Genomic DNA, 13,042 nt, shown 5'->3' on the forward strand with positions numbered 1-13,042 from the left:
TTGTTATATTTTTTAGGTTATCGGCGTACAGAATAAACAGGTGCAGGGTCAGAAAAAGGACGAAAAAATCTCAACCGGTGCCGAAACACCGGTTTTTTTAGCCCGTTAAATCAGGTTTTTCTCGCCCAGGGCGCAAACCAGCCAAGGCCCGCAGTAGTGCTGCCGCGCGGGATATATTCGCAGCCCACCCAGCCGGAATAGCCGACCTCATCCAGCAGTGAGTAAAGATAGGGGTAGTTGATTTCACCCTCATCCGGTTCATGACGATCCGGTGCCGAAGCAATCTGCACGTGCCGATAGCGTCCGGCATAGTGGCGAATCAAATGGCTGAGGTTGCCATCCACCCGTTGCGCATGGAACAGGTCGAGCTGAGTGAAGACATTGGGTCGATCAATCTGTTCGACCATCTCCAGCGTCTGATACTGGCTGGCATAAAGATAGTTGGGTTTGGTGGTGGGATTAAGCGCCTCAATCAGCAGGATAATGCCGTGCGGCGCAAAGCGCTCAGCCGCATAACGCATATTGCTGATAAAGGTCTCAACGTAGCGCTGACGGTCAGCGTCGGGCGGCACCGTCGCCGCCATGATGTGCACCTGCGGGCAGTTCAGCGCCAGCGCATAGTTCAGGGCGCGATCGATATCCGCCTTTGCTTCCGCTTCCCGTCCAGGGATGGCCGAAACGCCCCACTCACCCGCTGCGACGTTGCCGGGTGCGGTATTGAACAGCACCAAGTCCAGCTGGTTATCATCAAGCCACTGCTTGATCTGCGTGGCGGGATAGTCATAAGGAAACAGAAATTCGACGGCGGTGAAACCGGCTTCTGCCGCTGCAGCGAAGCGTTCAGCAAACGGCAATTCAGTAAATTGCGTCGAAAGGTTAGCAGCAAACTTCGGCATTATCGGCTCCTTAATTCCGCCACTTCGGCATCATTGAGATAACGGATCGGGCGGTCTCCCAGGGTAAAGATCAGCCGGGCGGTCTCCTCCAGCTCTTCAGTGTTGTCTGCCGCTTCCTGCAACGATTTCCCCACTACTACCGGGCCATGATTCGCCAGCAGGAAGGCACGGTAACGTGGAGCCAGCGCCGCGAGATCCTCAGCCAGTCGCCCATCACCCGGCTTGTAGTAAGGCACAACCGGCACATCACCGACACGCATCACCACATAGGGGGTAAACGGGCGGATGCAGTTGTCCGTGTCCAGCCCCTGTAAGCAGGAGAGCGCCGTCAGGTAGTGGCTATGCAGATGCACCACCGCCCTGCAGTCGGGATTATTCAGATAGAGCGCGCGGTGAAACGCAATTTCTTTGGAGGGTTTATCGCCTGAGATCCATTCGCCGTCAGGCGTGACTTTTGCCAGCCGGTCACCCTGTAATTCACCCAGGCATGAACCGGTGGGTGTCGCCAGCAGATTGCCATCCTCCAGCAACATTGAGAGGTTGCCCGCCGAGCCGGTGGCATAGCCGCGCTGAAAGAACGAAGCGCCAAGACGCACCATCTCGTCACGCGCCTGCTGTTCCGTTAAAGAGAAAGATTCAGACATCAGTAAACTCCCTTTGCGCGCGGCGGAAGAAATCTTCATCGCCAAAATTGCCCGACTTCAGTGCCAGAGAGAGCGGCTGATGAATGTCGCGCACCCAGGGCACGCCGGGCGAAATCGTCGGACCGATGTGAAAGGCCGTCACACCCAGGCTCTGCGCGACCACGCCGGAGGTTTCGCCACCCGCCACGATAAAGCGCTGCCATCCGCGCCGTTTCAGCTCGCGGGTGACGGCAGCAAACAGTTGCTCAACCGCTTCGCTGCTGCGCTGAGCACCATAACGCTGTTGAATCGCCTGCAATTGTTGCGCGTCAGCGGTGGCAAACAGCAGGGGTGCCAGCGTCTGATCGCTGTTCGCTTCCACCCAGTCGCATAACTGCCGGGCATAAGCCCCGGCATCGTCCAGGCAGCGTTCAGTCTCAACTTCGCAGGCCGGTGCCAGCTGGCGGTACGCGGCGACCTGACGATTGGTCATCTGCGAACAGGAGCCGGAAAGCACCACGGCGCGATCGCCCTGCGGACGGCCTGCCTGCTCCGCTTTTGCATCACTCTGAGCCGTCGCCCACTGCCGTGCCAGACCGATGGCCAGCCCGGAACCGCCGGTGAACAGGCGCAGATCGCTCAGTGCTTCGCCCAGGGTCAACAGATGTTCCTGATGCAGGACGTCAGTTACGACGTAGTTGATCCCCTGCACCGCCAGCTGACCCAGCGCCTGCCGTACTGACTCAGCGCCCTGATCGACCTGTGCCGCAGCGATCAGCCCGGCTTTGCCCGTCGCCTGTGATGTCATCAGGCGCAGCAGGTTACTGTCGTGCATCGGTGTGACGGGATGATGCCGCATACCGGAATCTGACAGCAGCTGATCGCCGACAAACAGGTAGCCCTGATAAACGGTGCGGCCATTCACCGGCAGCGCCGGACAGATTACCGTCTGCGTTTCACCCAGCGCCTGCAGCAGAGCGTCGGTTACCGGACCGATATTGCCCTGCGCGGTGCTGTCGAAGGTGGAACAATATTTGAAGTAGAAACGCTCACAGCCCTGCGTCTGCAGCCAGGCCAGCGCAGCCAGCGACTGAGCAACCGCCTGGTCTGCCGGACAGGAGCGGCTCTTCAGGCTGACCACAATCGCCTGCGCCTCTGTGATTTCCTCGCTGTCAGGAATGCCGTTGAACTGAATAGTGGTCAGCCCGTTCTGCACCAGAAAACTGGCGATGTCAGTCGCACCGGTAAAATCGTCCGCTATCACGCCAAGCCGCATCAGATTTTCTCCTCTGCCTGCGGCAGCGTGATGCCGCTGAAGATTTTAATCACTGCACTGTCATCTTCCCGGCCGTAACCGGCGTTGCTGGCTTCGGTGAACATATTGAGGGCGGTTGAGGCCAGCGGCAGCGGGAAGTGCAGGGATTTCGCGGTATCGGCCACCAGGTTGAGATCTTTAACAAAGATATCGACCGCCGATTTCGGGCTATAGTCGCCGTCCACCACATGCCGCATGCGGTTTTCGAACATCCATGAATTGCCTGCGGCGTTGGTGACCACTTCATACATGGTTTCCAGCGGGATGCCGGCACGCGCCGCCAGCGCCATCGCTTCTGCCCCGACCGCGATGTGAACACCTGCCAGCAGCTGATGGATAATTTTGACGGTTGACCCGAGGCCGATCTCACTGCCCACGCGATATACTTTGGCTGCGACGGCATCCAGTACAGATTGCAGTTGTGCAAAGGCCGCGTCGCTGCCGGACGCCATCACCGTCATCTCACCGCTGGCCGCCTTAGCGGCACCGCCGGAGACCGGTGCATCCAGCATCAGCAGCTGATATTGCGCCAGCTGTTGTTCAATCTGCTGCGCATCCAGGGCGGACAATGTGGATGAGACCATGACCACGGTGCCGGGACGCAGTTTTGCGGCCAGGCCCTCTTCACCGAACAGAATGGCGTTAACCTGCTGCGCATTAACCACCAGCAGCAAAACGGCATCAAGCTGTTCTGCAAAGGCGGATGCTGAAGGCTGCGCATCACGCGCGCCTGCCTGGCGTAAGTTCTCAAGCGCGGCGGGATTCAAATCGACACCCCAGGTATTGAGACCGGCACGCAGGCAGGATTTCGCGGCACCCATGCCCATGGAACCTAACCCGATAACGCAGATATTTTCAGCTGGCACGATACGCCTCCACTGTTAATTTAAGTGATTATTTGTTTGTTACTGTTAATCCTGCCAGTTTACTGCCGCCAAAAATGTGTTACCGCTCACAAAAAAATATTCCCGATGTGAACCAGAACAATTTTTAACATTACCACATTGGCAGCAGTGGCCCTGCCGCAGTGCAGTTAGCGCCGCCGTTGCCGGGATTAAAGCTGTTATTATTTGTTCTGGTTAACCGGCAGATCCTTTATAATGTGAAAAAATGATAATTATCAGGGAGCCGATATGATTCCGGTTGAACGTCATCAACAGATTCTTGCGCTGGTGGCCGATCGTGGCGTGGTGAGCATTGCAGAACTCACTGAACGGCTGGGTGTGTCACACATGACCATACGCCGTGATGTGCAGAAACTGGAGGAGCAAGGGGCCGTGCTGTCGGTCTCCGGCGGCGTGCGCTCAGCCGAGCGGCTGGCCGCTGAGCCGTCACACCTGACGAAAAGCACCCTCTACAACGAGGAGAAGCGCGCCATTGGCCGCACCGCCGCCCGACAGATCCCCCGTAACAGCTGCATCTACCTGGATGCCGGCACCACAACGTTAGCGCTGGCAAGAGAAGTGGTGGATCGCGATGATTTGCTGGTGGTAACCAATGATTTTATGGTGGCGAATCTGCTGATGGAGGCCAGTCAGTGCCGGGTTATTCACACGGGCGGCACCGTTTGCCGGGAGAACCGCTCCTGTGTCGGCGAGTCGGCGGCACGCAGCCTGCGTCATCTGGCCATTGATATTGCCTTTATTTCCGCCTCCTGCTGGGGGCCGCGTGGCTTGTTTACGCCGGATGAAGATAAAGTGATGGTGAAGCAGGCGGTGAGTGAGGTGAGCAGTAAGCGGGTATTGCTGAGTGACAGTTCGAAGTACAACAGGATCGCGACGTTTCTGGCTTTACCTCTGGAGAGCTTTGATCGGGTAGTGACAGACACGCATCTGAGTGAGTCGGCGCGGGAGCTGTTAAGTGCGGGGAGCTGTGAACTGGTACTGGCTGGTTAAGCTGTCGCCGCCTTCCCTGAGACCGGGAAGGCGGCAACGTGAGCGTGATTAAACTTCTTCGCTGAACTGCGGCACCGGATTACGGAAGCTGCGGGTTACGAACGCCAGGTAGATAATCCCGATGGCGGCCCAGATCAGGCCCAGCTCCATAGAACTCTCTTCCAGATTTACCCACAGCGCTCCCACCGTCAGCGCGCCAAGCAGCGGCAGCAGCAGATACTGAACGTGATCTTTCAGCGTGCGGTTACGCTTCTCACGGACCCAGAACTGCGCAATCACCGACAGGTTAACGAAGGTAAACGCCACCAGCGCACCAAAGTTAATCAGCGCGGTTGCGGTCACCAGGTCGAAGTTAATCGCCATCAGCGCAATCGCACCCACCAGCAGCACGTTGAGCGACGGAGTACGCCATTTCGGATGGATGTAACCGAAGAAACGCTCCGGGAACACACCATCACGGCCCATCACATACATCAGACGCGAGACGCCAGCGTGCGCCGCCATACCGGATGCCAGCACCGTGACCACCGAGAAGATCAGGATGCCGACCTGCAACGCTTTACCGGCCACGAACAGCATGATTTCAGGCTGCGATGAGTCCGGATGCTGGAAGCGTGTGATGTCCGGGAAGTAGAGCTGCAGGAAGTAAGATGCCGCGATAAAGATCACACCACCAATCAGCGCGGTCAGGAAAATAGCGCGCGGAATGGTGCGTTCTGCATCTTTGGTCTCTTCGGACAGCGAACTGATGCCATCAAAGCCGAGGAACGAGAAGCAGAGTATCGTCGCACCGGTAATCATCGGCACCACATGCGCATTCTCAGACCAGAATGGACGGCTGCTCACCAGCGTGCCGGAACCCACGCCGCTTGCCACACCGTAGATTACCATCGCGGTAATCCCGACCATGACAACCACCTGCAGCACCACAATCACACTGTTGAAGTTGGCGACGGTTTTGATGCCCTTGAGGTTAGAGAGCGTCATAAACCCGACCAGCAACACCACAAAAATCCACGACGGGATGCCCGGCACCAGCGATTCGAAATAGTTTTTAGCCAGCAGGATGTTGATCATCGGCATGAACAGGTAGTCCAGCAGTGATGACCAGCCGACCATAAAGCCGACGTGCGGACTGATCGCCTTCTGAGCGTAGGTATAAGCGGAGCCCGCAGAGGGGAAGCGGCGTACCAGCTTACCGTAACTCACGGCAGTGAACAGAATCGCAATCAGCGCGAAAGCATAAGCGGTGGCGACGTGACCTTCGGTCAGCCCGGAAACGATGCCAAAGGTATCGAACAGGGTCATAGGCTGCATGTAGGCTAAGCCCATCATGACGACCGGAAGTAACGTGAGTGTTTTTTTGAGTTGCGCACGCTGCGGTGCGGCGGAGGTATTAAGCGACATGCTTCAGTCCCCCATGTGCGACAACCTGGCTGGGCTGGGTCACAGGGCAACTGCGCATTAAGCGACAGGGAGTAAGGTTAGCGGTTAACGCGGCGCCGTAGTCATCACGAAAACGCGTACCAGCGTTGGCTGGCAGAGTGTAAAACATCCCCATCTTTGTAATCCTCAATCTCACGCTTATGCGTGTTTTCAGTGTTTATCTATCCGGGTGCGTGCCCGGCCTCGGTTAAGTCAGCAAAAAACGCTCTAATAAAACTGGATGCAAAAAAATAACCGGCGCGGTTAGCGTCGGTTATCATCTGATTTTGCAGGCCGCGTATTCTGCCCTAACCCGTGGCAGGAATACAAGCCATCGGGGCATCTTATGCAAAAAAAAGCGCGTCAGATGACAGGTAAAAAAACCTGTCAGGCATTTTTCAGCATCCAGTCGATCTCGGTAGACGTAATCAGCCGTTCAAACTGCATCAGTTCATGATGCTTACAGCTGTGCCAGACACTGGCAAAGCGTTCGCCCAGTAACTTCTGCAGCGGATAGCTGTTGTCAAACTCATACAGCGCATCGCTCTGGCGGATCGGCAGTGCCAGACCCTCGGCATGGTGACCGTTGCCGGTAACCGGATGCGGCAACGGCAACTGGGTATCCAGCCCATGCAGCATCCCGGCAAGGATCGCCGACACCACCAGGTAGGGATTAGCATCCGCACCCGCAACCCGGTACTCAATACGATGATTGTCGATATCCCCGCACGGCACCCGCAGCGCAACGGTCCGGTTGTTATGGCCCCACGATGCCTGCAACGGCACATAGGCGTCCGGAACAAAACGGCGATAGGCATTCACATTGGGTGCCAGCAGCGCCATTGAGGCGGGCATCAGATCGATCATCCCGGCCAGCGCCCGTTTCATCAGCGGCGAATCACTGCCGTCATCGCAGGCGAAGGCGTTGTGATCGGCGGCATCCAGCATGCTGATATGCACATGCATGCCGCTGCCCGCATACTCCTCATAGGGCTTCGCCATAAACGTGGCGGTCATACCGTGGTTTTCTGCCACCTGACGAATCAGGCGTTTCAGCTGCACCGCATGGTCACAGGCCCGCAGCACGTCGCGGGTATGATGCAGGTTAATTTCAAACTGTCCGGGCGAGGCTTCCGCCAGCGCACCATCGGCCGGGATGCCCTGCTGACGGGCCAGATCGTCGATGTCACGCAGCACATCGGCGAAATGATCGAGGTTATCTACCGAGTAGACCTGGCTCTGCATATTGCGTTCATCACTGCCGGGCGAACACGGCGGCTGGATAAAGCCTTCGGCATCGCGCTTTTTGTCCACCAGATAGAACTCCAGCTCTACCGCTACCACCGGAAACAGACCTCGGTTACGCAGCTGTTGCCACAGCCGGTTAAGGACATTTCGGGGTTCAACGTCAAAGGGAGTGCCATCTTGGTTGCACATGGTTAACAGCAGTTGCGCAATGTGCTGAGGGTCAGACGCGGAGGGAACTAAAGTACCGGTGACGGGCAGACAGAGATTATCGGGTTCGCCCAGTGACTGGCCGAGTCCCGCTTCTTCTACTGTGTTGCCGAGGATATCCATGGCAAACACCGAGGCGGGGAAATAACACCCTTTTTCCAGCTTAGGCAGCGCAGAGACCGGAATACGCTTGCCGCGGAACACACCATTTAAATCATTTAACAGGATGTCGACATACTGCGTGTCAGGATGGCGCTCCAGCCAGGTTTTCACCTCAAGCTGGAACGCGCTGGTTCGTTTCTCTTCACTGTGAAGCGTGAAGTCTTCCACTTCTACCAGGTTAGTCATGATCTCACCCGCCCCTATTAGGTTTGCGTAATGCTCAAAATAACAGCCACACCACTAACATAGCGCCAACATAAAAAGTGTGCAAATGTAACAAATCTGTTTGAAGAACAAACAGCAGATTGCTAGATTGAAAAAATATTGCACACTTAACCGCCAGACGTGCCCTTTCGGTAGATATTTCGAACAGCGATGCGAGGACGTGAGATGGGCATTATTTTTGACAAGCCGTTGATTGGCGTAGTGATGTGCCAGAAGGATCTGGGCGGCCATCCGAGCCAGACGGTTCACAATAAGTATACCGATGCGGTTGTCCTTGCGGGTGGCGTACCGCTGGCCCTGCCCCACAGTCTGATGAATGCGCCTCATCTATTAGAAAACGCTATGGCTGTTCTGGATGGCCTGCTGCTGACTGGCAGCCCCAGCAATATCGAACCCTGGCATTATGGCGAGGCGGGCGAAGAGCTGCATGCCGATCCGGGCCGTGACCATCTCGCCTTTCAGCTGATCACCTGGGCCACCAGCTACAAGATGCCGATGTTCGGGATCTGCCGTGGGCTGCAGGAGCTGGTGGTGGCGAATGGTGGCGCGCTGTGGCGAGAGCTCAGCGGGCAGCCGTCGTTTCAGCGTCACCATGAAGATGAGACGCTGCCGCTGGAGCAGCAGTATGCTCAGGTGCATCCAATCACTATTGAACCCGACGGCCTGCTGGCGACGCTGCTGGACAGCAACAGTCCGCTGGCGGTCAATTCACTGCATCATCAGGGGGTACGCGAACCGGGCCCGCAGTTGCGCGTTGAAGCGCGCGCGCCGGATGGCCTGATTGAGGCGGTGAGTCTGCGCCATCATCCCTTCGCCCTGGCGGTGCAGTGGCATCCCGAGTGGCAGCCGGAACACACGGCGGGATCGCAGGCGCTCTTCAGTGGCTTTATTCAGGCCGCCATTCGTTATCACAAGGAAAAAGAAAATGAGTGATGCCACGCTGGCGCCGGGACGACGGCTGGCGCAGATCCGGCAGACACTGGGGCTGTCGCAACGCCGTGTCGCCGAACTGGCCGGACTGACCCATAGCGCCATCAGCACCATTGAACAGGATAAGGTCAGCCCGGCGGTCAGCACCCTGCAGAAGCTGCTGAAAGTCTATGGGCTCTCGCTGTCAGAGTTCTTCTCGGAACCCAAACCGGACGCGGAACCTAAGGTCATTGTCCGCGCCAGCGACCTGCTGGAGATTGGCAGTCAGGGGGTTTCGCTGAAGCTTATCGACAATGGCCGTGCACAGCGCACGCTGGGCATGCTGCTGGAAACTTATCAACCCGGTGCCAGCACTGGCGAGAAGCTGCGTCATCCGGGCGAAGAGACCGGCACGCTGCTGGAAGGAGAGATTACGCTGGTCATCAACGGAGAGCACTATCATCTCTCCGCCGGAGAGAGCTACGTCATTGATACGGGCTTACCACACAGTTTCACCAACCGTGCTGAAATCCCCTGCCGCATTGTCAGTGCCCATACGCCAGCCAACTTTTAGGCGCTTCCGGAGGTTGTTATGAATTACGTGGAGAGTTATTACGCAGCGACCGCCAATCCGCATGCGCCCTGGCCGACATTACAGGAGAGCATTCAGTGTGACGTCTGCATTATTGGTGGCGGTTTCACCGGTCTTTCGGCGGCGCTGCATCTGACCGAGGTAGGCTATGACGTGGTCGTGCTGGAAGCGGCGCGGGTCGGCTTTGGTGCCAGCGGGCGTAACGGCGGTCAGGTGGTGAACTCCTACAGCCGCGACGTGGATGTGATTGAGCAGCGCTACGGTAAAGAGAGCGCCCGTATGCTGGGCAGCATGATGTTTGAAGGCGCTGAAATCATCCGCGATCGCATTAAGCGGTACGCGATTGACTGCGATTACCGGCCTGGCGGCGTTTTTGCGGCCCTGAATGCGCGCCAGATGGCGCATCTGCGAAAACAGAAAGCGTTATGGCAGCAGTATGGGAATCATGATCTGGAACTGCTGGATGAGCGAGCCATCCGCCGTGAAGTCGCCACCGAACGCTACGTTGGCGGGCTGCTGGATCGGCGCGGCGGCCATCTGCATCCGCTGAACCTGGCGCTGGGTGAAGCGGAGGCGATCCGTCGACATGGCGGACGCATCTATGAACAGTCCGCGGCGACCAGTGTGGTTTATGGCACACCAAACCGGGTGAAAACCGCCCAGGGCGAGGTCAGCGCGACCTTTGTGATCTTCGCCGGGAATGCCTATCTGGCCCCGCAGCTGGAACCGCGACTGAGCAGGAAAAGCATGCCGTGCGGATCGCAGATTGTGGCAACCGAACCGCTGTCAACCGACCAGGCGTTGTCGCTGATGCCGAACAACTACTGTGTGGAAGATTGTAACTATCTGCTGGATTACTTCCGTCTGACTGCGGATAACCGGCTGCTCTATGGCGGCGGCGTGGTTTATGGCGCACGGGAACCGGCCGATATTGAAGCGTTGATCCGGCCCAAGCTGCGCCGCACTTTCCCGCAGTTGCAGAACGTGAAGCTGGACTTCAGCTGGAGCGGCAATTTCCTCCTGACGCTGTCGCGCATGCCGCAGTTTGGCCGGCTGGAGAAGAATGTCTATTTTATGCAGGGTGACAGCGGTCATGGCGTAACCAGTACGCATCTTTCCGGCAAGCTGATCAGCGAAGTGTTACGCGGCGATGCCGAGCGTTTTGATGCCTTCGCCCGCCTGCCTCACCTGCCGTTTCCCGGTGGGCGACGGTTTAAGGTGCCGCTGACGGCGATGGGCGCGGTGTGGTATGCGTTGAGGGATCGGTTAGGGGTGTGAGGCTGAGGGCCAGACCTGGCTGTCTGGCCTGATGAAAACAGGTCTTTCAGCAGGGCACATTCTGCCCAGTAGTTTAAACTGTTTTAGTATGTTGTAACTATGAAAAGAGCAGAACCCTCACCTATCAGAGCGGGAGCACTCAGCCCCCGCAACAGCGCCAGCCGCGTATCACTCCAGCGGCATTTTAATCGGGTCGTCATAGCGGTACTCAAAACCGAGCTCGCTACAGATGCGGGAACCATCAATCAGCTTGCCGCTATTCTTTTCCGCCTCGGGTGCGAACTGCGGCGGCTGCAGCCCAAGCTGGTGCGTGACCGCAGGATAGAAGGTGTCACGCGAGGGATGTTTCGAGGCACACAGATTGTAGACCCGGCCCCCTTTGGGCGACTGCAGCAGCAGCGTGATCGCCTCAACGACATCATCCAGATGCACCAGATTCACGCCCTGCGAGCCATTGGCCACATCCTGCTTGCCGGCGAGGAAGCGTCCCGGATGGCGCTTTGGCCCGACCAGACCGGCCAGCCGCACAATATCTACGCTGGTGCCTGGCAGATCGTGCAGCCAGTTCTCCAGTTTAACCAGCGTCTTTCCGGCCACCGTTTCTGCGTCCAGCGGGCTGTTTTCCCGCTTAGCGCCGGCGCTGCTGCCATAGACTGAGGTGGAACTGGTAAAGATAATACGCGGTACCTTATAAACCAGCGCCGTATCGACCACATTCTGCACCGCCTGCAGATAGGCTTCGCCCCCTTCCGCTGTGCGGCTGGCGGGCAGTGTAACGATCAGCGCATCGACGTTGAATAACGGCTCAATATCGGCGGCATCACAGAGCAGTTCCGGGGTCAGTTCCAGCTGGAACGCCTCAATGCCGCAGCGGCGTGCCGCGTCTACACCGTCTGGCGTGGTTTTGCTGCCGGTGACCTGCCAGCCTCGCGCCGTTAACGCCGTGGCCAGCGGCATGCCTAACCAGCCCAGTCCCACAATCGCGACCTTCTTCATTTTGACTCCTGACGTGAAACATCAACCCTGACTTCACCGTAGTTTGCCCCCGGATTGCAAACCAGAACAACCTGTTTCAGCGCTTTCCGAACCGCCCGTTTAAAAAAGTGTTGCCAAGCGCAGCCATCTTCGCTAGGTTAAACCCCACAAATGAATACTCATTCATCGACGAGATTATTATGACACGCGTTCAGTTCAACCATCACCACCACCATCATCCTGACTAGTCTTTCAGGCGATTGGTGCTGGAAGACTTTCAAGATCTTCCAGTGGTGTGAACGCAAGAGAACCCCCGGAAGATCGTCTTCCGGGGGTTTTTTTATGGGCTGACGTAACCACACATTCAGGACCGAATTAAGAGGACAGGCACCATGTTAGATAACACCCGTTTACGCATAGCTATGCAGAAATCTGGCCGTTTAAGTGATGATTCACGCGAACTGCTGGCGCGCTGCGGCGTTAAAATCAACCTTCAGCAACAGCGCCTGATTGCGTTTGCGGAGAACATGCCGATCGACATCCTGCGCGTGCGCGATGACGATATTCCTGGCCTGGTGATGGATGGTGTGGTCGATTTAGGCATCATCGGCGAGAACGTACTGGAAGAAGAGCTGCTGTCGCGCCGTGCCCAGGGTGAAGATCCGCGCTACTTTACGCTGCGCCGCCTCGACTTCGGCGGTTGCCGTCTGTCACTGGCGATGGCGACAGATGCCGAGTACACCGGCCCAGAATGCCTGGATAAATCCCGTATCGCCACCTCCTATCCGCACCTGTTAAAACAATACCTCGACAAAAAAGGCGTCAGCTTTAAAACCTGTTTACTGAACGGTTCCGTAGAAGTGGCGACCCGCGCCGGTCTGGCTGACGCCATCTGCGATCTGGTCTCTACCGGTGCTACGCTGGAAGCCAATGGCCTGCGCGAAGTTGAAGTAATCTATCGTTCAAAAGCGGTGCTGATCCAGCGTGACGGCGAGATGCCTGCCGCCAAGCAGGAGCTGATCGACAAAATGATGACCCGTATTCAGGGCGTGATTAAAGCGCGTGAATCGAAGTACATCATGCTGCACGCGCCGAGTGAGCGTCTGGAAGAAGTGATCAGCCTGCTGCCTGGCGCAGAGCGCCCGACCGTGCTGCCGCTGGCAGGCGATGTCAGCCGCGTGGCGATGCACATGGTCAGCAGCGAAACCCTGTTCTGGGAAACCATGGAAAAACTGAAAGCGCTGGGTGCCAGTTCGATTCTGGTGCTGCCTATTGAGAAGATGATGGAGTAA

Annotated in this window: 13 protein-coding genes and 1 other annotated feature; of the genes, 6 read left to right on the forward strand and 7 right to left on the reverse strand. The window is 57.2% G+C overall.

Translation table 11 applies throughout. The features are described 5' to 3' along the window. Positions 1-110: 110 nt before the first annotated feature. The 4 genes from AFL22_RS01860 to ltnD are packed head-to-tail and all read right to left on the reverse strand — an operon-like array spanning position 111 to position 3,700. Positions 111-896, reverse strand: a complete 786-nt coding sequence (locus AFL22_RS01860; RefSeq protein ID WP_052270663.1) for an HPr family phosphocarrier protein — start codon at positions 894-896, stop codon at positions 111-113. Next, entirely contained in the window at positions 896-1,540 is a 645-nt protein-coding gene (locus tag AFL22_RS01865; protein ID WP_010248031.1) for an aldolase, read from the reverse strand. The genes AFL22_RS01860 and AFL22_RS01865 overlap by 1 nt, the downstream gene beginning before the upstream one ends. Then, positions 1,533-2,795 (reverse strand): 3-oxo-tetronate kinase, encoded by a 1,263-nt coding sequence (gene otnK, locus AFL22_RS01870; protein WP_052270664.1) that lies wholly within the window; start codon positions 2,793-2,795, stop codon positions 1,533-1,535. Before otnK ends, AFL22_RS01865 begins: the two co-directional genes overlap by 8 nt. Continuing rightward, positions 2,795-3,700 (reverse strand): L-threonate dehydrogenase, encoded by a 906-nt coding sequence (ltnD, locus tag AFL22_RS01875; RefSeq protein WP_052270665.1) that lies wholly within the window; start codon positions 3,698-3,700, stop codon positions 2,795-2,797. Before ltnD ends, otnK begins: the two co-directional genes overlap by 1 nt. A 267-nt stretch (positions 3,701-3,967) precedes the next feature. Between ltnD and ygbI the strand changes: the two genes are divergently transcribed. After that, complete coding sequence (gene ygbI / locus AFL22_RS01880) at positions 3,968-4,729, forward strand: DNA-binding transcriptional repressor YgbI (protein WP_045140278.1); 762 nt, start codon at positions 3,968-3,970, stop codon at positions 4,727-4,729. A 48-nt stretch (positions 4,730-4,777) separates the two neighbouring features. Here the strand turns inward: ygbI and AFL22_RS01885 are convergent, their stop codons facing one another. After that, a complete protein-coding gene (locus AFL22_RS01885) occupies positions 4,778-6,136 on the reverse strand; it encodes an APC family permease (RefSeq protein ID WP_010248042.1) in 1,359 nt (452 codons plus the stop codon). A 405-nt stretch (positions 6,137-6,541) separates the two neighbouring features. Next, positions 6,542-7,960, reverse strand: coding sequence for a glutamine synthetase family protein (locus tag AFL22_RS01890; protein ID WP_029519400.1), 1,419 nt, complete (start codon positions 7,958-7,960; stop codon positions 6,542-6,544). Positions 7,961-8,161: 201 nt separating this feature from the next. Here AFL22_RS01890 and puuD point away from each other — a divergent pair, with 201 nt between their 5' ends. From puuD to AFL22_RS01905, 3 genes are read left to right on the forward strand one after another with little or no spacing between them, the layout of a single operon-like run. Then, entirely contained in the window at positions 8,162-8,929 is a 768-nt protein-coding gene (puuD, locus tag AFL22_RS01895; protein ID WP_052270666.1) for a gamma-glutamyl-gamma-aminobutyrate hydrolase, read from the forward strand. Beyond that, on the forward strand, positions 8,922-9,479 hold the full coding sequence (gene puuR / locus AFL22_RS01900) for an HTH-type transcriptional regulator PuuR (RefSeq protein WP_010670955.1): 558 nt from the start codon (positions 8,922-8,924) through the stop codon (positions 9,477-9,479). Before puuD ends, puuR begins: the two co-directional genes overlap by 8 nt. 18 nt (positions 9,480-9,497) lie before the next feature. Continuing rightward, entirely contained in the window at positions 9,498-10,775 is a 1,278-nt protein-coding gene (locus AFL22_RS01905; RefSeq protein ID WP_010248052.1) for an FAD-binding oxidoreductase, read from the forward strand. A 168-nt stretch (positions 10,776-10,943) separates the two neighbouring features. Here the strand turns inward: AFL22_RS01905 and AFL22_RS01910 are convergent, their stop codons facing one another. Continuing rightward, positions 10,944-11,771: an SDR family oxidoreductase gene (locus AFL22_RS01910; protein WP_022625005.1), complete on the reverse strand. Its 828-nt coding sequence runs from the start codon at positions 11,769-11,771 to the stop codon at positions 10,944-10,946. 179 nt (positions 11,772-11,950) lie between these two features. Between AFL22_RS01910 and hisL the strand changes: the two genes are divergently transcribed. Beyond that, positions 11,951-11,998: a his operon leader peptide gene (gene hisL, locus AFL22_RS23905; RefSeq protein ID WP_100396937.1), complete on the forward strand. Its 48-nt coding sequence runs from the start codon at positions 11,951-11,953 to the stop codon at positions 11,996-11,998. Further along, positions 11,974-12,094, forward strand: a sequence feature (His leader region). It overlaps the preceding gene by 25 nt. Before the next feature lie 48 nt (positions 12,095-12,142). Next, positions 12,143-13,042 (forward strand): ATP phosphoribosyltransferase, encoded by a 900-nt coding sequence (gene hisG / locus AFL22_RS01915; RefSeq protein WP_004571317.1) that lies wholly within the window; start codon positions 12,143-12,145, stop codon positions 13,040-13,042.

The sequence above is a fragment of the Pantoea sp. CFSAN033090 genome, assembly GCF_001264395.1.
GTDB classification, from domain to species: Bacteria; Pseudomonadota; Gammaproteobacteria; order Enterobacterales; family Enterobacteriaceae; genus Pantoea; species Pantoea agglomerans.